Here is a 19,827-nt window from a genome sequence, read left to right as displayed (position 1 = left end):
CTGGAATAGGTGGATAACAGTGGATAAAAAAGAAGCTTTTAACAAAATTGCAGACTTAGTTGCCGATCAATTTGACGTTGATCGTGATAAGATCACTGGAACACTCAATTTTAAAAAAGACCTGGATGCAGACTCAATTGATTTCGTAGAGTTTGTCTTAGACCTTGAAGATACATTTAACGCAGAAATCTCTGATGAAGATGCTGAAAAATTAAATACCATTGATGAAGCGGTAGATTATGTCATCAGCCATCAAAAATAAGAGATTTTCTAACAACGATCGTATCGTTCGTGATGATTTAGTTAATTGAAATTATTTCGCAACCGATATAATTTCAATTTTTTACTGTTTAACGAAATAAATTTGGAGGCAATGGATTGATAAAAGGCTTGAACGAAATGTTGGCTAAAAGTTTCAACATTCATATTGATAATCAAGATTTGCTTGACGAGGCGTTTACGCAAGCATCTTACGTTAATGAACATAAGGGCCAAAACCTTAAATTTTACGAACGCTTGGAATTCCTTGGGGATGCTGTCCTTCAGCTCATTGTTTCCAGCTATATTTTTCAACGATACCCCAAAATGCCACAAGGACGGCTTACCCGACTAAGAGCAGCGATGGTCAATGAGAAAAGTTTCAGTACTTTTGCGCGTGAATGTACCTTCGATAAGTATATTCGATTGGGTCGTGGTGAAGAAAAGGCCGGTGCCCGTAATCGTGATTCATTACTATGTGATATCTTTGAATCATTTGTCGGTGCCGTTTACCTTGACCAGGGCCAAGCAACGGTCGAAAAATTTGTCCAACAGGTCATTTTCCCTAAGCTGGATGAAGGGATGTTTGCGGAGTTCTTTGATCATAAGACAGAACTTCAAGAGCTTGCTCAGGCTGATGGCCCGGTTGATATTGATTACGAATTGATTGATGAATTTGGTCCGGACAATGATCGGTCGTTTAAGGTTAACGTTTCAATTGGGGACAAGCTCTTTGGGGTCGGAATTGGTCACTCAAAAAAGGCGGCTGAACAACGGGCTGCTCAACAAGCGCTCACTCATTTTGATACTGAGGGCGATAATCTTGTTTAGAATGGAGAATCAACGTGCAGCTTAAATCCATCGAAATGATTGGTTTTAAATCCTTCGCGGACAAAACCAGAATAGATTTCCCTGGTGGGATGACGGGAATCGTTGGCCCTAATGGTAGTGGTAAAAGTAATATTGCTGAAGCCATTCGCTGGGTAATGGGGGAACAATCTGCTAAAAATTTGCGGGGATCAAGAATGCCAGACGTCATTTTTTCTGGCTCAGCAGATCGCCGTTCTTTAAGCATGGCCTCAGTTACCCTCACACTGGATAATACGGATCACTACATCGACACACCGGCTGATGAGTTGCTGATCTCTAGAAAGTTGTTTCGTAACGGCGATAGTTCTTATTTTATTAATAATAAACAATGTCGGCTAAGGGATGTCACTGATCTATTTATGGACAGTGGTATTGGTCAAGGCTCCTTATCAATTATTTCTCAAGGAAACGTTGAAGAAATTTTTAACAGTAAGCCCATTGAACGACGCTCAATTATTGAAAATGTGGCTGGCGTCTATAAATACAAACAGCATAAATTGACCGCTCAAAGAGAAATTGATGAGACTGCTGACAACCTAAGCCGGGTTGAGGACATCGTTCATGAATTAAAAGTTCGTTTGCAGCCATTAGAGGAACAAAGCAGCCTAGCCACGGATTATCTTGATCAAAAAAAACGTCTTGATGGCCTTGTAAAGCAACAGTTAATTATTTCAACGGCTAACTTAGCTCAACGGGTCGCTCACTCAAAGGCCTTGGTAGCCGAAAAGCAAGCCATTGTTACCAAACTAAGCGGTCAAGTTTCGGCGGGAGAACAACAGCGAGCGGTCCTGAAGAAACAGCTTGCCAATGGTCGTGAACAAATTGATGATTTAAATAGTCAGCTGCTAACTGTTTCTAACAAAATTCAGTCTCTTAACAGCCAACATCAATTAACGGCACAGGAAAAAAGCTTTAAAAATGCTGATTTAAACCGACTTAACGAGCAAATCAAGTTAACCCAGAGCCAAATCGATGATTACAAAGTCAAGTCGGAACAGGCAAATGCCGAGCAAAAGCAGCTTGCTGGTCAACTAGATGAAGCAACAGCTGAACTAGAAAAAGTTACGGCCAAAGAAAAGCAAAATAGCGTCTCAGCAATCGAGCAGCGAATCGATGATTTAAGAAATCATTACGTTGACCTCTTACAGGCGCAAACGGACGTCAAAAACCAAATTACTGAAAGAGCACACGATAATCAACGCAGCCAGGAGCGATCTGCCGCCCAACAAGCGCGGGTTAATAAAGCATCTCGAGAATTGACTCAATTAACCGCCCAAGCTCAAGATCTTGATGAGCAACTTCAAAAAAGTGAACACCAATTTAGTGAGACTCAAGTGAAACTGTCCAACCTCGAAGGGGTCCTTAATCACAATAAGCAAGTGGTTGATCGTAATCAGGCCAACTGGCTTGCGGCACTAAAAGTTGCCGAACAAGCCAAGGCCAAAGCTGACTCCCTAAAGCAATTGCATGATTCGTATCGCGGGTTTTACCGCGGCGTTTCCAACTTATTGCGTCATAAGGAGCAGCTGACGGGGATTTTAGGCCCGGTTTCCGATTATTTGGATGTGGCTAATCAGTACGTTAAGGCTGTTAACACGGCTCTTGGTGGTCAGGTTCAACACGTGGTTGTTACCAATAATGCAAGTGCCTCTGCAGCAATTCAGTATTTGACTGAGAATCGGTTGGGGCGGGTTACCTTACTACCAATTTCAACCATTTCTGGGCGTCATCTAAATTCTGATGTGATTCGGTCTGCTAGCACAGTTCCTGGTTATGTGGGTATTGCAAGTGACCTAGTATCGATGCCAACCAAGTTAACCAAAATCAAAGAATTCCTTCTAGGAACGACAATTATTGCCAAACGGTTGGATAATGCGATTGCGATCAGTAAAGCCATTCATCATCGGACTCGAATTGTTACTTTAGATGGGCAAGTCGTCAATGCTGGCGGCTCCTTGACTGGTGGCGCTAACCGCAGCGAAAATCAGGGCGTTCTTATTCAAAAAACCGAATTAGAATCACTGACTAAATCGACTCAGGAAATGGATCGCCAGTTAAGTGAAAAGGAAAAAGCGCTTGCGAGTGCTAAAAGTGAACTCGCAAAAATTGAGGATTCCTATAATCGTGGCCGGCAACAAGTTTTTGAATTAAAGCAACAATATGAAAGTAAACGTGTCCAGCGTCAGGATATGACCAAACAGGTAAGCCAAAAGCAACGGGAACTTCAGACTTTAAAGCTGGCGATTAATAATTCTACAAACAACTTGGAATCTGCTGATCAAGGTGATTTGAATGCTAAAAATCAATCCTTACAGATTGAGCTTGATCGCACTAATGGGCAGTTATCGGAACAAAAAGCACAACTCACCAACGTTAAAAAGCTGACTGAGCAACTTTCACTAAGTCGACAACGCTATCATGACAAAGTCGTTGTGACTAAGCAGAAGCTTGCCCAAATTGGTCGGCGGCAAACAGAATTTGATGACCAAATTAAATCACATCAGCTTAGTTTGGCTGATTTACACAAGCAGTGGACTGCGCAAACGGACGCTCTCAATGAAACAATGGCTGCCGGTGAGCTAAATGCTCAAATCAACCAACAAACTTCCCGTCAAGATCATTTGAAAGCTGAGCTAGAAAAAGTCAAGCAGCAGATTAATAACGATGATGAGAAGCTGGAATCGGTCAGTCAAGCAGTTCAAACCAATCAGCTAAACTTGAATAATGCTACCCACGAGCACCAAGAAACTTTAGCTCAACTAAAACAAGATCAGCAAAAGCTTCAGGCGGACTTCGACCAGCTCCAAGCGAATTATCACATTGCCCCGGGAGCGTTAAAAGCCGTTGAATCCGATATTGATGTTGATCATGTTAACCGGCAAATTAAGATGCTAAGAAAGGGTATCGATGAGATTGGTCCCGTTAATATTTCAGCAATTCAGGAGTTTAAGGACGTTTCCAAACGTTACGATTTCTTGATTAAGCAGCGACAAGACTTAGTTGACGCTAAAGATCATTTGACGGCAACAATGGCTGACATGGATTCAACAATTAGTGTGAAATTTAATTCTGCTTTCAGAGCAGTTGCTGAGGCATTTTCTAAGGTTTTTGTGGAGATGTTTGGTGGTGGCGAAGCTAAGTTAGTCTTAACTGACCCAGATAATTTGTTGACCACGGGCATTGAAATTATGGTGAAGCCACCCGGCAAAAATTATCGTAACCTGAGCTTGTTATCAGGAGGTGAAAAAGCCTTAACCGCCATTACACTGCTCTTTGCGATTATTAAGGTTCGGCCGGTGCCGTTTTGCATTCTAGATGAAGCGGAAGCGGCACTAGATCCGTTTAATGCAGATAGATTTGCCAAGTATTTGAAGCGGTTTGAGGATGAAACCCAATTTGTTGTAATCACCCATCGGAAAGAAACGATGATTTACGCAGATCAACTTTATGGGGTTACGATGCAGGAATCAGGAGTCTCTAAAGTCGTAACCGTCAATTTAGATAATTTACAAACGGAGGTGAGCTAATGGGCTTATTTGATATCTTTAAACGGCGTTCTAAAAAGAATGCTGAAAAGAAAGTAGAACAAGAAAAGAAAGAACAACCAACAGTGAAAGTGGCTACTAAACCGAATTCTGATGCTCAAATGCTTGAACAGTCATTAGCTGCCAAATCAGCATCTTCAGAATCAACTGCATCAGAATCATCAGCAACGGCCAGTGATCAACTAGCCCCATCGGCAGCAAAATCGGAGACACGGGATGAACAATCGGCTGCTTCCAGGTCATCTGACCAGACACTGTCAGGTTCATCAAATACGAGTCAACAAGCGATTCAAAAGGTTGCTGAACCAGAAACCGACGCTGTGGATAGTGACGAATCAAAGCCCGTTACTGCTTCAAGTAAAAGTCAGGCGGCAACAAGTCAGGCGGCTAGCGATTCATCAGACCAACTGGCTGCTACTAATGAAAGTGATCAGACTGGCGGCGATGACAACGCAACCGCTTCTTACGAACGAGGACTTGAGAAATCGCGATCAACCTTTGGCGAGAAGTTAAACGCTTTGTTAGCTAATTTTCGCCACGTTGATGAATCGTTTTTTGATGATTTGGAAGATATGCTGATTGAATCTGATGTCGGTTTTGAAACGTCAATGCGAATTACGGATGAATTACGTGAAGAAGTTAAATTGCAAAACGCTAAGAAGCCTAAGGACGTTCAAAATGTTATTGTTAAAAAACTAATTGATATGTACGACAAAGCCGGTAATGGTGAAAATCCAGCTATCAACATGGCTAAAAGCGGCCCAACTGTTTTACTTTTTGTTGGGGTTAATGGCGTTGGTAAAACAACAACCATTGGCAAAATGGCTAAAATGTATAAGGACCAGGGTAAGAAGGTTGTTTTGGCAGCTGCGGATACTTTCCGAGCTGGTGCAATTGAACAGTTAAATGTCTGGGCTGAACGTGATGGCGTGGATATCGTCAAGGGTAAGGCCAAAAGCGATCCAGCTTCAGTCGTATTCGATGCTGTTAAAAGGGCTCGTGATGAGAATTACGACGTGTTAATGGTCGATACCGCTGGCCGACTGCAAAACAAAGTTAACTTAATGAACGAGTTAAGTAAAATGAAAAAGATCTTAACCCGCGAAATCCCTGAAGCGCCTCATGAAGTCTTGTTGGTCCTTGATGCGACAACCGGCCAAAATGCGATGACTCAGGCTAAGATGTTTAAAGAAGCAACTGACGTTACTGGGATCGTCTTAACAAAGCTTGATGGCACCGCTCGTGGGGGGATTGTTTTAGCGATTCGAAGTGAACTTCATTTACCAGTAAAATACGTTGGTTTAGGCGAACAGGTCGCGGACCTAAAACCGTTTGATCCGAATGATTTTGTGTATGGCTTATTTAAGGGATTGATTTCTGAATAGGTTGATTATTTATTTGATAGTTGTTGTTGACGGTCCGTTGAAAAATCTGTAATCTAGAGTACGTATTGGATCATAAAAGGGGTTTCAAAATGGAACTGGAAAAGAATAACTATATTAATTCCTTATTTGAATTTTATGAACCGCTCCTAACTAGAAAACAAGCAAATTACATTCAATTGTACTATGCTGACGATTTTTCACTAGGAGAAATTGCCGAGGAATATGACGTCAGTCGCCAAGCGGTTTACGATAATATTCGGCGCTCAGAAAAAATTCTGCAGCAATATGAGGATAAACTTAATTTATACCATAGTTTTGTGGATCGAAATAATAAGTTAGATAAAATCCAAACATACGTTAAGAAGAACTATCCAGGTGATACCAAGCTCAATAAATTAATCACTAGCTTGGAAACAACGGAAGAACAATGAAAGTGGTGAAATAATGGCTTTTGAAGGATTAACTGAACGGCTGCAAAATGCCATGAAGAAGTTACGTGGAAAGGGCAAGGTTTCCCAAGCTGATTTACGGGAAACGATGCGTGAAATTCGGTTAGCGCTTCTCGAAGCCGATGTTAACTTCCAAGTGGTTCGCCAATTTGTCAAAACTGTTGAGCAACGGGCAACTGGCGCCAAGGTGCTTGAAGGTCTAAATCCATCACAACAAATCGTTAAGATTGTTGATGAGGAATTGACGAAAATGATGGGGGAGCAAGCTGTTCCCCTGAATAAATCCGAGAAGATCCCAACAGTTATTATGATGTCTGGTCTTCAAGGTGCTGGTAAAACGACAACAGTTGGTAAACTCGCATTAAAGTTAAAGAATGAACAGGATGCGCGACCACTGTTAATCGCTGATGATGTCTACCGACCAGCTGCCATTGAACAATTACAAACGGTTGGCCAGCAAATCGACGTCCCGGTATTTCAGCTTGGAACTGACGTTGATCCTGTCGAAATTGCTAAACGTGGTTTACAACAAGCACAAGAAAATCACAATGATTATGTGATCATTGATACCGCCGGTCGGCTCCAGATTGATGAAAAGTTGATGGGCGAGCTGAAGAATATCAAGGATGCGGTTCATCCGGATGAAATTCTGCTGGTAATTGATGCAATGACTGGTCAAAATGCCGTTGCAACTGCTGAAGGATTTAACAAAACCCTCGACGTTACCGGAGTGGTCCTTACTAAGCTAGATGGTGACACTCGTGGTGGGGCTGCCCTTTCAATTCGGGCAGTAACTGACAAACCGATCAAGTTTGTTGGTCAAGGTGAGAAGATGAGTGACTTAGATGTCTTCTACCCAGATCGAATGGCTTCACGAATTTTAGGAATGGGCGATATGTTATCGCTTATTGAAAAGACCCAAAAAGAGTACGATCAAAAACAAGCTGAAGAACTTCAGGAAAAGATCCAAGAAAATACGTTTGATTTTAATGATTTTTTGGATCAACTATCTCAAATCCAAAAGATGGGGCCGATGGATGAGATCATGAAAATGATTCCTGGAATGGCTAACAATCCGGCTCTTCAAAACGTCAATATGGATCCGAAGGATATGGACCATTTAAAGGCCATTATCTATTCGATGACTGAGCAGGAAAGAACTGATCCAAACGTTTTAAACCCATCAAGAAGGCGGCGGATTGCTAAGGGCTCAGGCCGACCGATTCAAGAAGTTAATCGGATGATCAAACAATTTGGTCAGATGAAAACGATGATGAACAAAGTCTCCAAGGGCAACATGTCTGGAATGGAAAACATGATGAATGCCGGTGGAATGGGCGGCAGCAAACTATCCAAGTTAGCGATGAAGCAGTTAAGTCGGAAAATGAAAAAGAATAAACGCCGCCGCAATAAGAAAAAGAAGCGTCGTTAACCCCGTGGTAACATTCTTTTACGGTGTAAAGAAAAAAACCTTTACAACCTTTCAAATTACTGGTATATTATTAATCGTTAAATGATTATAGGAGGTAAAATGCATGTCAGTTAAGATTCGCTTAAAGCGCATGGGCTCAAAGAAACGTCCATACTATCGTATTGTTGTTGCCGACTCACGTAGTCCTCGTGACGGTCGTTTCATCGAAAACGTTGGTACTTATAGCCCATTATCACAACCAGCTAAGGTTACTCTTGAAGAAGAGTCAATCCTCAATTGGTTAAACAATGGTGCACAACCATCTGATACTGTTCGTAACTTATTATCAGATGCTGGTATCATGAAGAAATATCACGAAGCTAAATACTCAAAAAAGTAAGTGAGTGATTAGACATCATGGTTAGTATTGATGAATTAATAAAAAAGATTGTCTCACCATTAGTTGATTATCCTAAACAAATTGAGATTTCTCATAATGAGTCCGATCGTTTTATGGAATATCATCTTCGGTTAAATGAAGATGATATTGGTAGAATTATTGGTAAACATGGCCACGTTATTCAAACCGTTCGAACGATCGTGTATAGCGTTCCGGTTGAGGGTCAAAAGAAAGCTCGTTTAATAGTTGACGATGGCAAACAGTGAGTTCTTGAGCGAAACGGAGGTTTTGTTTAGGAACTTTTTTCTTATACATAAATTAAAAGGAGGAATTCCTTATGAACTACTATACCATTGGCAAAATTGTGAATACCCAAGGCCTTAAGGGAGAGGTCAGGGTAATTGCGACAACTGACTTCCCGGATAAACGCTTCCAAGTCGGTCATACAGTTTATGCCAAAATAGATAAGAAATCCAAATTAATTTCCCTGGTAATTGATAGTGTTAGAAAACATAAGGGATTTATTCTATTACATTTTGAAGGCTACCCAACAATTAACGATATTGAATTCTTGAAGCCATCTCAACTATTGATCGATGAAACTGCCCAGTCAGCTGATGATTTAAAGCCTGGAGAGTACTATTATCATCAAATTATTGGTCTTAACGTAATTGATCTCGATAAACATCCAATCGGCATTGTGAAAGAAATTCTATCTCCTGGGGCCAATGACGTGTGGGTTGTACAACGAGAAGGCCAAAAAGATTTATTACTGCCGAGAATTGATTCTGTGATCAAGGAGGTTGATCTTGATAAAGGTCAGATCTTGGTTGATATTCCGGAGGGGTTAGACGAATGAGAATTGATGTTCTAAGCTTATTTCCAGAAATGTTTTCTGTGCCAATGCATGATTCAATTATTGGCAAAGCAATCGAAAATGAAATCATTGATTTTAACGTCACAAATTTTCGCGAGTTTACTCAAGATAAACATCGTCACGTTGATGATTATCCGTTTGGTGGTGGTGCGGGAATGCTCCTACAGGCCCAACCAATTATTGATGCGTATCAACAGACTAAAGCAGCGGCTGCGAATGCTGGTGTCGCTGCCGGTAAGGTTATTTTATTGGATCCTGCTGGTAAACAGTTTAACCAACATGCGGCGGAAACGCTTGCCCAGGATGATCACCTCACTTTTATTTGTGGTCATTATGAAGGATACGATGAACGAATTAGGTCCATTGTTACTGATGAGTACTCGATTGGTGACTTCGTCCTAACGGGTGGCGAACTACCGGCGATGGTTATGATTGATGCTATTACCAGGTTAATTCCAGGTGTTTTAGGGAATAATCAATCTAAGGTAGAAGAATCGTTTTCAACTGGTTTATTAGAAGAGCCTCAGTATACGCGGCCGGCGGATTTTAGGGGAATGAAAGTTCCTGAGGTTTTAATGAATGGTGATCACAAAAAAATCGCTCTTTGGAATCAAAAGGAAGCACTACGAAGGACTTATCGGCGGAGACCAGATTTAATCGATCATCAAAAACTGACTAGTACCCAAAAACATTTACTCGCTGATGTCAGGATTGAAGAGGAAGAAAGGGCAGTCGATTCAAATGGTGACAAGAAAAAGCCCTTTACACAGAACTAATATTTATGGTAAACTAGCCATTGGCGCAAGCCGCAAAACAACATTCCGCTGTCAAACCAGATAATGAATGTTAGTGAAAGGAAGATTTGTTTATGCGACAGAATCAATTGATTGAGAAAATCAACAATGAACAACTACGCGATGATATTCCTGATTTCCGTGCAGGTGACTCTTTACGAGTTCACGTTAAGGTTGTTGAAGGTACTAGAGAAAGAATTCAGCTGTTTGAAGGCGTTGTTATTAAACGCAAGGGTTCAGGCATTCAAGCCACTTATACCGTTCGTAAGGTAAGTAATGGTGTTGGTGTTGAACGAATTTTCCCACTTCATTCACCACGAATTGACAAAATTGAAGTCATCAGACATGGTCACGTTCGTCGTGCTAAGCTTTATTACTTGCGTGCATTGCAAGGTAAGGCTGCTCGTATTCGGGCATCACTTAGAACTCGTTCATAATTATGACGATTGGATTGAATCAGATACCTTTGATTCAATCCTTTTTTGTTTTTTAGCCACTTATTTAGATAAAAAGTGTTAAAATGCTTAACATGCATTTAAGCATTTACCAATGATACCGACCCTAAATTATTGGTTACCACCATAATTATTATCATAATTTCGGACAAAAGTTGGTCTAATTTGCTATTATGGTATTAGCGCATGATGACGATTACATGGTACAAATTCGTTAGTGATGTCAAAATAGTGAGTAAGTAGGTGAAACTAAATGCTTGATCAAAAAAACGTTAACTGGTTTTTGAAATATTTAAAAAGTGAACGAGGATATTCAGCCAAGACCGTTGGGGCATATCAAATTGCCATCGAGGAATTCATGGCATTTCTAGCAGCAACCCCAACAGATATTAAGCCGCTTACCGAGATTGATGCTTACGATGTTGAATCATATTTAACACATTTGTACGATCATCATTACGCTAAAAGTTCAGTTGCTCAAAAAGTGTCGGCGTTAAAATCCTTTTATAACTTCTTAGTAAAAAATGAGGTTATAAAGGTCAATCCATTTGAATATGTTCACCTCAAGAGTCATAATCGACACTTACCCAGATTTTTCTATCAAAACGAAATGCGGGCATTATTTGATGCTGCCAAGAAGGGACCAGATAAGCAATTAGCAGCTAGAAATAGTGCCGTTCTTGAATTGCTTTACGCAACGGGAATTCGGGTGAGCGAATGTGTCGGCATTCAATTACTGGATATTGATTTGGATAACCGAATTCTGCTAGTAACCGGAAAGGGAAATAAACAGCGATACGTTCCCTTTGGCGATTACGCTAAAAATGCGATTATCAATTATGAACAGCATGCAAGAACGCCACTGATGAAACGCTATCATCAGAACCATTCGTACTTATTTGTTAATCATTATGGGAAGCCGCTAACATCTAGGGGAGTTGAATACATCATGGATGAGATTATCAAACAAAGTAGTTTAACCACCAGTATTCATCCCCATATGCTGAGGCATACATTTGCCACAGAAATGTTAAATAATGGCGCTGATATGCGTTCCGTACAAGAATTATTAGGTCACAGCAGCTTATCAACTACCCAGATCTATACGCACGTTACGAAGCGGCATTTACTTGATGATTACAAGAAATATTTTCCAAGGAATAACGATTCATTAAAAACTAATAGATAAAAGAGGAATATTATGCCAATCAAATTTGAAGCAACTACAATCGTCGCTGTCCGCCATCAAGGTCATTTAGCGATGGCTGGCGATGGTCAAGTGACAATGGGTGAAAAAGTGATTATGAAAGGAACCGCGCATAAGGTTCGTCGCATTTACAACGATAAAGTTGTCGTTGGATTCGCCGGTAGTGTTGCCGATGCGTTTAACCTTGAAGAACGATTTGAAAAGAAGCTTAATCAATTTGACGGTGATCTCAAGCGTTCTTCAGTTGAACTAGCTCAAGAATGGCGTGGTGACCAACAACTACAAAAGCTTGAAGCCCTGTTGATTGTCATGAATGATCACGACCTCTTACTCGTTTCCGGCCAGGGTGAGGTTATTGAACCTGATGACGATATCCTTGCAATTGGGTCAGGCGGTAATTTTGCCCTTGCAGCCGCTACGGCAATGAAACACCATGCCCCTGATATGAGTGCGAGAGAAATTGCTGAAGCTGCCATTCACATTGCTGGTAACATTGATATCTTCACAAATCAGAATGTCATCTCCGAAGAAATATAGAGAGGTAATTAAATTGACAGAAACCACACAAACCCCAAAAGAAATTGTTGAAGTTTTAGATCAATACATTGTTGGCCAGGGCGAAGCTAAAAAAGCCGTTGCCGTTGCATTGCGGAATCGTTATCGCCGAATGCAATTATCTAAAGACATGCAAGATGAAATATCACCCAAAAACTTGCTGATGATCGGCCCCACAGGTGTTGGTAAAACCGAAATTGCTCGTCGATTAGCTAAAATTGTTAACGCGCCCTTTGTAAAGGTAGAAGCAACTAAATTTACTGAGGTTGGCTACGTTGGCGGTGACGTTGAATCGATGGTCCGTGATTTAGTTGAAAACGCGATCCAACTTGAACGTGAAGATGAATATAAGCAGGTCCGAACTGAAGCTGAGAAGCAGGCTAATAACAAATTAGTTAAATTGTTGGTACCGGCAGAAAAGAAAAAGAAAAATCAAAACGAGATGCAAAATCTGATGAATATGTTTAATCAGATGCAACAGGGACAAACCCCATCTCAAAATAATGACGATCAAGAAAACGTCACTGATGACGTTCGGGAAAAGCGGATGTCCGTTGCTGAAAAGCTTCGGGCTGGTTTGCTTGAAAATGATCAGGTTGAAATTGAAATGGCCGATCCAACCCAACAACTTTCTGGTCAAAACACCATGTTGAATCAAATGGGCATTGACTTAAATGACACGCTTTCTGGTTTGATGCCAAAGAAAACAATTAAACGAACTGTTCCGGTAAGCGAAGCTCGGTCAATTTTAACTCGCCAAGCATCAGAGGAACTCATTAACAAGGCAGACCTATACCATAACGCGATTACCCGAGCTGAAAACACTGGGATTATCTTCATCGATGAAATTGATAAGATTGCTCCCGGGAGTTCCAAAAATAGCGGTCAAGTTTCTCGTGAGGGTGTTCAAAGAGATATTTTACCAATTGTTGAAGGTTCTCAAGTTAATACGAAGTATGGCCCAGTGAATACTGATCATATGTTATTTATTGGTTCTGGCGCATTTGCGGAAAGCAAGCCTTCAGATCTAATTCCAGAACTTCAGGGCCGTTTCCCCATTCGAGTCGAATTGAACGATTTGACCAAAGATGATTTTGTCAGAATTTTAACTGAACCCACCAACTCGTTGACCAAACAATACATTGCGTTAATTGGAACTGATAATATCAAAGTAACGTTCACAATTGAAGCTGTTAATCGAATTGCCGAAATTGCAACCGATGTTAATCATAATACAGATAACATTGGTGCTCGTCGGTTGCATACCATTCTTGAAAAGCTTCTTGAGGATATTCTTTATGAAGGCCCTGACATGCAAATGGGTGACATTACAATCACCGAGAAGTACGTTGACGATAAAGTCGGTAAATTGGCTCAAAATAAGGATCTGTCACGTTACATTCTGTAGGGGATTGGGAGACAAATCATGATTACATTGAAAAATCAGTATCTAACGGTAACGATTAACGAATTTGGCGCTGAATTGACAAGTGTTCAAGAAAATGATGCTGACCACATCGAATATATTTGGCAAGCTGATCCTAATTACTGGAAGCGTCATGCACCAGTCCTTTTCCCGATCGTTGGCCGACTAAAGGATAACCAATACCAATATAACAACCAGACTTACGAAATGACTCAGCACGGATTTGCCCGGGACAATTTCTTTGAAGTTAAAAATCAAGATGAATCATCAGTAGATTTGGAACTAACCGATAGTCCGGAAACGTTGAAGAAGTATCCATTTAAATTTCGCTTGGTTATTTCTTACAAATTGACGGGCCACGCGTTAAAAGTTAGCTTGAGCGTCTTTAATCCGAATACGGATGAGTTATTGTTCTCGATTGGGGCCCATCCCGGGTTTAACGTTCCGTTAATTGCTGGTCAGGGAACCTTTAAGGACGCTTTTGTCCGGGTTGCTCCCAAAAAAGACTATCGGCGAATTCCTTTAAAACCGCCGTACAGTAATCCAGATGATCAACAGACGTTAGATTTTACCAAACCAATGCCATTAAAGCATAAGTTATTTGATAGTGATGCGCTTGTTCTTGATCTGAATCAGCAGGAGACGACCGTGATGTTATCAAGTACTGCCAATGACCATGGCGTTGCCGTCACCGTCTTCAATGCCCCTTATGTGGGGATTTGGTCACCATACCCTAAGAAGGCACCATTCGCTTGTATTGAGCCTTGGTGGGGATTAGCTGATACTGTTCACGCTAATGGTAAGCTTGAAGATAAATTTGCCATTAACAAATTGGCAAGCGGTCATCAGTTTGATGCCAAGTACGAAATCAGTTTCTTCTAAGAAAGGCTAAATATTATAAAAGCGAGTGATTCAATTAACGAATTGCTCGCTTTTATTGGGTTTTGAATTTAGAAATGACGTTAATTAGATGGGCGCCGCTTTCGCAGGTAATTTCCCAATCCAAAGGGAACCATGCTTTCGGTACCGTTTAAAATGCGGTGAATATTGGTTCGATGTCGGTAGAATATAAACACTGTCAAGATAATTGCTAAGATGCTTAAGAACAGGTCGTTAATAAAAAACGTTGCGATCGTCGTGATTGTAAAAGCAACCATACTTGCCAAACTTACCATACTTGTTAGTAAGATGATTAAGATCCAAATTCCGGCAGCGATAAAGAAAAACGTTGGTCGATAAGCCAAAATCATCCCAGCACTAGTTGCGACAGCCTTACCACCCTTAAAGTGGTCAAAGATAGAGTAGGTATGCCCTAAAATTGCCGCCAGCCCAAAGACTAATGCATTGACGGTGAAATTACCAAAGAACACCGGTAACAAGGTTGCAACCGCTCCCTTTGAAATATCCATTGCCATGACAATTGTGCCGGCGATTGGTCCTAGCACCCGATAGGTATTAGTAGTCCCAATGTTTCCTGATCCATGACGGCGAATATCAATATGGAAGAAGCCCTTCCCAATCCACACACCGCTTGGAATGGCCCCTAACAGATAAGCAAGAACTAACATTAAGATAACTTGGAACATTTCAGAATTCATATTAAACCTCTTTATTATTAATGGCTATTGCCTTTTGTAGCGCCTTTAATTTTAGCATGATAATGGGTTGGCGCCAACAAAATTTATTTTCAAAGCCGCTGATTTAGGTTATTATGAAGTAGATTGCAAAAAAGGAGTCACAACGAATATGGTAAAACAAAAGGAAAAATACGATGATTCCTCGATTCAAATACTTGAGGGACTCGACGCTGTTAGAAAACGTCCTGGGATGTACATTGGTTCCACTGATTCCCGTGGCCTTCATCATCTGGTTTATGAAATTGTTGATAACGCTGTTGATGAGGTCTTGGCTGGATATGGTGATGAGATCAATGTCACAATTCACCAGGATAATAGTATCACTGTAAAAGATCATGGCCGGGGAATGCCCGTTGGAATGCATGCGTCTGGGAAACCGACGCCAGAAGTTATTTTGACGATGTTGCATGCCGGTGGGAAGTTTGGTCAAGGGGGCTATAAGACTTCCGGGGGCTTGCACGGGGTTGGTGCCAGTGTTGTTAACGCACTTTCTTCCGCTCTTAAAGTCATCATTGTTAGAGATGGCTTTAAGTACGAAGAAAAGTTTGCTAACGGCGGCCATCCTGTTGGCACTTTGAAGAAGATTGGCAAAACCCGTGATCATAGTGGCACGACCGTCACTTTCAAGCCGGATGCTAAGATCTTTACCAGTACGGTTTACAACTTTTCCACCCTGTCTGAACGGCTACGCGAATCGGCGTTCCTATTAAGAGGAACTAAGATTACGTTAACCGATGAGCGGCCAGGGCAAGAACAAGAGGAAGCCTTCCATTACGAAGAGGGAATTAAAGAATTTGTTCAGTATTTAAACGAAGATAAACATACACTTGGCGATGTCATGTTTTTTGATGGCATCAAATCTGGCGTAGAAGTCGAGGTTGCTGCACAATACAACGATGGCTATTCAGAAACCATGCTTTCATTTGTTAATAACGTCCGAACAAAGGATGGTGGCACCCACGAAGCCGGCTTTAGAAATGCCTGGACCAAGGCCTTTAACGATTATGCTAGAAAAGTTGGCTTGCTGAAGGAGAAGGATAAAAACCTTGAGGGCAGTGACGTCCGCGAGGGGCTTTCCGTGGTCTTATCACTGCGTATCCCAGAAGAAATTCTTCAGTTTGAAGGGCAAACAAAGGAAAAATTAGGGACGCCGGAAGCTCGCGCAATTGTGGACAGCGTTGTTAGCGAGAAGCTGGGTTACTACTTAATGGAAAACGGTGAGTTTGCTCAAACGTTAGTACATAAAGGATTACGTGCCCGCCAAGCTCGCCAGGCCGCCAGAAAGGCCCGGGATGAAACGCGTCATGGTAAACGCCACAAGAAACAAGAACGGTTGCTTTCTGGGAAGCTAACTCCCGCTCAGTCTAAGGATTATAGTAAAAATGAATTATTCCTGGTCGAAGGTGATTCCGCTGGTGGTTCCGCTAAACAAGGGCGTGATCGGCGTTATCAGGCAATCTTGCCGCTTAGAGGTAAAGTTTTGAACACCGAACGAGCAAAATTACCAGAAATTATGAAAAACGAAGAAATCAATACTATGATTTATACCATCGGTGCCGGGGTCGGTGCTGATTTTAATATTGAAGACGCCAATTATGACAAAATCATTATTATGACGGATGCCGATGACGACGGTGCCCATATCCAAATTCTCTTGCTGACATTTTTCTATAAGTATATGCGGCCAATGATTGATAACGGTAAGGTATTTATTGCTTTGCCACCACTATATAAACTTCAAAAAGGCGCCGGCAAAAAACTGAAAATTCAATACGCCTGGACTAATGATGAACTTAACCGCGTGTCTAAAAAATTTGGTAAGGGCTATAGTCTTCAGCGATTCAAAGGACTTGGTGAAATGAACGCCGATCAGCTGTGGGAAACGACAATGAATCCCGATACTAGAACCTTAATCCGGGTTCGAATCGATGATGCTGCACTGGCTGAGCGTCGTGTTACAACGTTGATGGGTGATAAAGTTGAACCCCGGCGGAAATGGATTGAAAGTAACGTTAAGTTTAACCTCGAAGAAGAGGGCAGTATTTTAGACAACACAACTAATTAAGGGGGAGCGGCTTTGAGTAAAATTGAGAGTTTAACCCTCGAGGATGTTATGGGTGAACGGTTTAGCCGTTATTCACGGTCAATTATTCAAGAACGGGCCTTACCTGACATTCGCGATGGCTTAAAACCGGTTCAACGGCGAATCCTATATGCAATGAATAAGGACGGCAATACCTACGATAAGGCGTTTAGAAAATCCGCCAAGTCAGTCGGAAACGTGATGGGTAATTTTCATCCCCATGGCGATAGTTCAATTTATGAAGCATTGGTTCGAATGAGCCAAGATTGGAAAGTCCGAGAACCACTGATTGAAATGCACGGTAATAATGGTTCAATGGATGGTGATCCGCCTGCTGCGATGCGGTACACTGAAGCCCGCTTAAGCAAAATCTCTAGTGAAATGCTTCGAGATATTGATAAGGATACTGTCGACTGGGTCTTAAATTTTGACGATACCGAGTATGAACCAACTGTTTTACCTTCTCGGTTCCCTAATTTACTAGTAAATGGCTCAACTGGCATCTCAGCCGGATATGCCACCGATATTCCGCCGCATAATTTGGGTGAGGTAATCGATGCCATTTTATACCTACAAAAGCATCCAGACGCAACGCTTGATGATCTGATGCAATTTGTGAAGGGCCCAGATTTTCCCACTGGCGCCATTGTTCAGGGAATTGATGGCATTAAAAAGGCATACGAAACTGGCCACGGCAAAATCATGGTTCGATCGAAAACATCGATCGAACCATTAAAGGGCAATAAATCGCAGATTGTTATTACTGAGATCCCTTACGAGGTTAATAAAGCCCAACTCGTGAAACGAATTGATGAAATCCGCTTGAACAAAAAAGTTGAAGGCATCGCTGAAGTCCGAGATCAAAGTGATCGAAATGGATTAAGTATTGTTGTTGAACTAAAACGGGATGTTGACTCAACCGGCATTTTGAATTATTTATTCAAAAATACTGATTTACAAGTTTCCTACAACTTTAACATGGTTGCCATTGATCACATGCGGCCAGAGCGCCTGTCACTTAAGAAAATTCTGGTTGCTTATCTTGAATTTCAACGACGGGTTATTGAGAAACGGACAAAATTCAATCTCAAAAAAGCGCAAGAACGTCAACACATCGTTGAGGGGTTAATTAAAGCTCTTTCCATTCTTGATAAAGTCATTAAGACTATCCGTGCAAGCAAGAATCGTAAGGATGCAAGGGATAATTTGGTTAAAACATACGATTTCTCTGAGAAGCAAGCCGACGCGATTGTTGCTTTACAACTTTATCGATTAACTAATACCGATGTTACGCAACTTGAAACAGAAAATAAGCATTTAGCCGACCAAATTGCCAGCTTTGAAAAGATCCTAAATAACCCAGTAGAACTTAACCGGGTCTTATCAAGGGAGCTGCGAGAGCTTGCTAAGACTTATCGTAACCCTCGTCGAACTGAGATCCAAAGTCAGGTTTCTGACATCAAAATTAGTACAGATGTTTTGATCCCAGACGAAGACGTCATTGTCATGGTCAGTCACGATGGCTATATTAAGCGCAGTAGTATTCGTTCATATAAAGCTTCTGGCGCTGATAACGGCTTAAAAGACGACGATTATTCAATCTTCATGAAGGAATTAAATGCGAGGGATCACCTGTTTATGTTCACTAGCAAGGGGAACCTGATCTATCGGCCGGTCTACGAGATTACCGATGCAAAATGGAAAGATACCGGCGAACACATTTCACAAACAATTGGTTTAGATGCAGATGAAGACATCATTGGCACTTTTGCGTTCAACTCGCTCAAGGAACCAGGGAACTTCTTAATTGCGACTGATGAGGGCCACATTAAGCAAACTGCATTTACCGACCTGACCCCTGGGCGGACATATAAGAAGCATGCTTACACGTATGAAAAGTTAAAAGATAGTAATGCTAAAGTAGTTGCTGTCAAGTATCTTACCGCTGATCAACAGGCTGGGCAGCTTTTATTAATGTCTAGAGATGGGTTAGCCCTTAGGTATAATGTACAGGAAGTTTCCATTAATGGTGCCCGAACAACGGGTGTTAAATCAATGGCACTTCGTAACGACGATAAGGTCGTTGATTTACAACTGGTTGATGAGACGAGCGTTGTCGCCATCGTGACTCAACGAGGCGCATTTAAAAAATTGGCAGTCAAGGAAATTCCCGCAACCTCCAGAGCCCGAAAAGGGGTTATGATTCTTCGGGAACTCAAGAATAATCCTCACCGGGTAATTGATTTCGAAACCATTGTGGATGGACATACGCCACTTGAAGTCTTAACCGACCGGAAACGGGTTCATGATATTTTACCAAGTGAATTTTCAGTTGGTGGCCGCTATTCAAATGGATCATTTGTCATTGATATTGACTCAGAGGGAATTCCAGCGGTCATCCGGCAAAAACCATCAGAAATTACGATTAATTAATTAAATTTATCTGATGTTGAGTAATAATAATTGAATATATTT

General features: G+C 41.4%; 18 protein-coding genes. 17 read left to right on the top strand and 1 reads right to left on the bottom strand.

What is annotated here, in order from left to right; translation table 11 throughout:
- Nucleotides 1–19: 19 nt before the first annotated feature.
- From acpP to FC98_RS00805, 15 genes are all read left to right on the top strand, one after another.
- Nucleotides 20–262: an acyl carrier protein gene (acpP, locus tag FC98_RS00875; protein WP_008856827.1), complete on the top strand. Its 243-nt coding sequence runs from the start codon at nt 20–22 to the stop codon at nt 260–262.
- Nucleotides 263–378: 116 nt separating this feature from the next.
- Entirely contained in the window at nt 379–1,089 is a 711-nt protein-coding gene (gene rnc / locus FC98_RS00870; protein ID WP_040471516.1) for a ribonuclease III, read from the top strand.
- 14 nt (nt 1,090–1,103) lie between these two features.
- Nucleotides 1,104–4,655, top strand: a complete 3,552-nt coding sequence (gene smc / locus FC98_RS00865; RefSeq protein WP_056949029.1) for a chromosome segregation protein SMC — start codon at nt 1,104–1,106, stop codon at nt 4,653–4,655.
- A complete protein-coding gene (gene ftsY, locus FC98_RS00860) occupies nt 4,655–6,058 on the top strand; it encodes a signal recognition particle-docking protein FtsY (RefSeq protein WP_056949027.1) in 1,404 nt (467 codons plus the stop codon). Before smc ends, ftsY begins: the two co-directional genes overlap by 1 nt.
- Before the next feature lie 89 nt (nt 6,059–6,147).
- Nucleotides 6,148–6,489 (top strand): putative DNA-binding protein, encoded by a 342-nt coding sequence (locus FC98_RS00855; protein WP_008856823.1) that lies wholly within the window; start codon nt 6,148–6,150, stop codon nt 6,487–6,489.
- Nucleotides 6,490–6,502: 13 nt separating this feature from the next.
- Complete coding sequence (ffh, locus tag FC98_RS00850; protein WP_056949024.1) at nt 6,503–7,939, top strand: signal recognition particle protein; 1,437 nt, start codon at nt 6,503–6,505, stop codon at nt 7,937–7,939.
- A gap of 103 nt (nt 7,940–8,042) precedes the next feature.
- On the top strand, nt 8,043–8,318 hold the full coding sequence (gene rpsP, locus FC98_RS00845; protein WP_008856821.1) for a 30S ribosomal protein S16: 276 nt from the start codon (nt 8,043–8,045) through the stop codon (nt 8,316–8,318).
- 17 nt (nt 8,319–8,335) lie between these two features.
- Nucleotides 8,336–8,584, top strand: a complete 249-nt coding sequence (locus FC98_RS00840; RefSeq protein WP_008856820.1) for a KH domain-containing protein — start codon at nt 8,336–8,338, stop codon at nt 8,582–8,584.
- Between the two features lie 71 nt (nt 8,585–8,655).
- Nucleotides 8,656–9,177, top strand: coding sequence for a ribosome maturation factor RimM (gene rimM, locus FC98_RS00835; protein ID WP_008856819.1), 522 nt, complete (start codon nt 8,656–8,658; stop codon nt 9,175–9,177).
- Nucleotides 9,174–9,971, top strand: a complete 798-nt coding sequence (gene trmD, locus FC98_RS00830; RefSeq protein ID WP_054654255.1) for a tRNA (guanosine(37)-N1)-methyltransferase TrmD — start codon at nt 9,174–9,176, stop codon at nt 9,969–9,971. The genes rimM and trmD overlap by 4 nt, the downstream gene beginning before the upstream one ends.
- Before the next feature lie 92 nt (nt 9,972–10,063).
- The gene (rplS, locus tag FC98_RS00825) at nt 10,064–10,426 is read left to right on the top strand and encodes a 50S ribosomal protein L19 (RefSeq protein ID WP_008856816.1); all 363 of its coding nucleotides are present in this window, start codon (nt 10,064–10,066) and stop codon (nt 10,424–10,426) included.
- A gap of 271 nt (nt 10,427–10,697) precedes the next feature.
- Nucleotides 10,698–11,633 carry a tyrosine recombinase XerC gene (xerC, locus tag FC98_RS00820; RefSeq protein ID WP_008856815.1) on the top strand — a complete coding sequence of 312 codons (936 nt, stop codon included), beginning with the start codon at nt 10,698–10,700 and terminating at the stop codon, nt 11,631–11,633.
- A gap of 12 nt (nt 11,634–11,645) precedes the next feature.
- Nucleotides 11,646–12,188 carry an ATP-dependent protease subunit HslV gene (gene hslV, locus FC98_RS00815; RefSeq protein WP_008856814.1) on the top strand — a complete coding sequence of 181 codons (543 nt, stop codon included), beginning with the start codon at nt 11,646–11,648 and terminating at the stop codon, nt 12,186–12,188.
- 13 nt (nt 12,189–12,201) lie between these two features.
- Complete coding sequence (hslU, locus tag FC98_RS00810) at nt 12,202–13,614, top strand: ATP-dependent protease ATPase subunit HslU (protein ID WP_275452773.1); 1,413 nt, start codon at nt 12,202–12,204, stop codon at nt 13,612–13,614.
- An 18-nt stretch (nt 13,615–13,632) separates the two neighbouring features.
- Nucleotides 13,633–14,514 (top strand): aldose 1-epimerase family protein, encoded by an 882-nt coding sequence (locus FC98_RS00805; RefSeq protein WP_008856812.1) that lies wholly within the window; start codon nt 13,633–13,635, stop codon nt 14,512–14,514.
- An 80-nt stretch (nt 14,515–14,594) separates the two neighbouring features.
- Here the strand turns inward: FC98_RS00805 and plsY are convergent, their stop codons facing one another.
- Entirely contained in the window at nt 14,595–15,230 is a 636-nt protein-coding gene (gene plsY, locus FC98_RS00800) for a glycerol-3-phosphate 1-O-acyltransferase PlsY (protein WP_008856811.1), read from the bottom strand.
- 148 nt (nt 15,231–15,378) lie between these two features.
- Here plsY and parE point away from each other — a divergent pair, with 148 nt between their 5' ends.
- Nucleotides 15,379–17,334, top strand: a complete 1,956-nt coding sequence (gene parE / locus FC98_RS00795; protein ID WP_040471513.1) for a DNA topoisomerase IV subunit B — start codon at nt 15,379–15,381, stop codon at nt 17,332–17,334.
- 12 nt (nt 17,335–17,346) lie between these two features.
- On the top strand, nt 17,347–19,785 hold the full coding sequence (gene parC, locus FC98_RS00790) for a DNA topoisomerase IV subunit A (RefSeq protein WP_056949022.1): 2,439 nt from the start codon (nt 17,347–17,349) through the stop codon (nt 19,783–19,785).
- Nucleotides 19,786–19,827 lie beyond the last annotated feature (42 nt).

The sequence above is a fragment of the Lentilactobacillus kisonensis DSM 19906 = JCM 15041 genome (assembly GCF_001434135.1).
GTDB lineage: Bacteria > Bacillota > Bacilli > Lactobacillales > Lactobacillaceae > Lentilactobacillus > Lentilactobacillus kisonensis.
The sequence above is the reverse complement of the archived record's forward strand: the minus strand, read 5'-3'. Positions and strand labels throughout refer to the sequence as shown.

Excerpts from the sequence above, each read along its gene's own strand:
- ftsY (WP_056949027.1), top strand. The coding sequence starts at position 4,655 with ATGGGCTTATTTGATATCTTTAAACGGCGTTCTAAAAAGAATGCTGAA.
- FC98_RS00855 (WP_008856823.1), top strand. The coding sequence starts at position 6,148 with ATGGAACTGGAAAAGAATAACTATATTAATTCCTTATTTGAATTTTAT.
- ffh (WP_056949024.1), top strand. The coding sequence starts at position 6,503 with ATGGCTTTTGAAGGATTAACTGAACGGCTGCAAAATGCCATGAAGAAG.
- rpsP (WP_008856821.1), top strand. The coding sequence starts at position 8,043 with ATGTCAGTTAAGATTCGCTTAAAGCGCATGGGCTCAAAGAAACGTCCA.
- FC98_RS00840 (WP_008856820.1), top strand. The coding sequence starts at position 8,336 with ATGGTTAGTATTGATGAATTAATAAAAAAGATTGTCTCACCATTAGTT.
- rimM (WP_008856819.1), top strand. The coding sequence starts at position 8,656 with ATGAACTACTATACCATTGGCAAAATTGTGAATACCCAAGGCCTTAAG.
- trmD (WP_054654255.1), top strand. The coding sequence starts at position 9,174 with ATGAGAATTGATGTTCTAAGCTTATTTCCAGAAATGTTTTCTGTGCCA.
- rplS (WP_008856816.1), top strand. The coding sequence starts at position 10,064 with ATGCGACAGAATCAATTGATTGAGAAAATCAACAATGAACAACTACGC.
- xerC (WP_008856815.1), top strand. The coding sequence starts at position 10,698 with ATGCTTGATCAAAAAAACGTTAACTGGTTTTTGAAATATTTAAAAAGT.
- hslV (WP_008856814.1), top strand. The coding sequence starts at position 11,646 with ATGCCAATCAAATTTGAAGCAACTACAATCGTCGCTGTCCGCCATCAA.
- FC98_RS00805 (WP_008856812.1), top strand. The coding sequence starts at position 13,633 with ATGATTACATTGAAAAATCAGTATCTAACGGTAACGATTAACGAATTT.
- plsY (WP_008856811.1), bottom strand. The coding sequence starts at position 15,230 with ATGAATTCTGAAATGTTCCAAGTTATCTTAATGTTAGTTCTTGCTTAT.
- parE (WP_040471513.1), top strand. The coding sequence starts at position 15,379 with ATGGTAAAACAAAAGGAAAAATACGATGATTCCTCGATTCAAATACTT.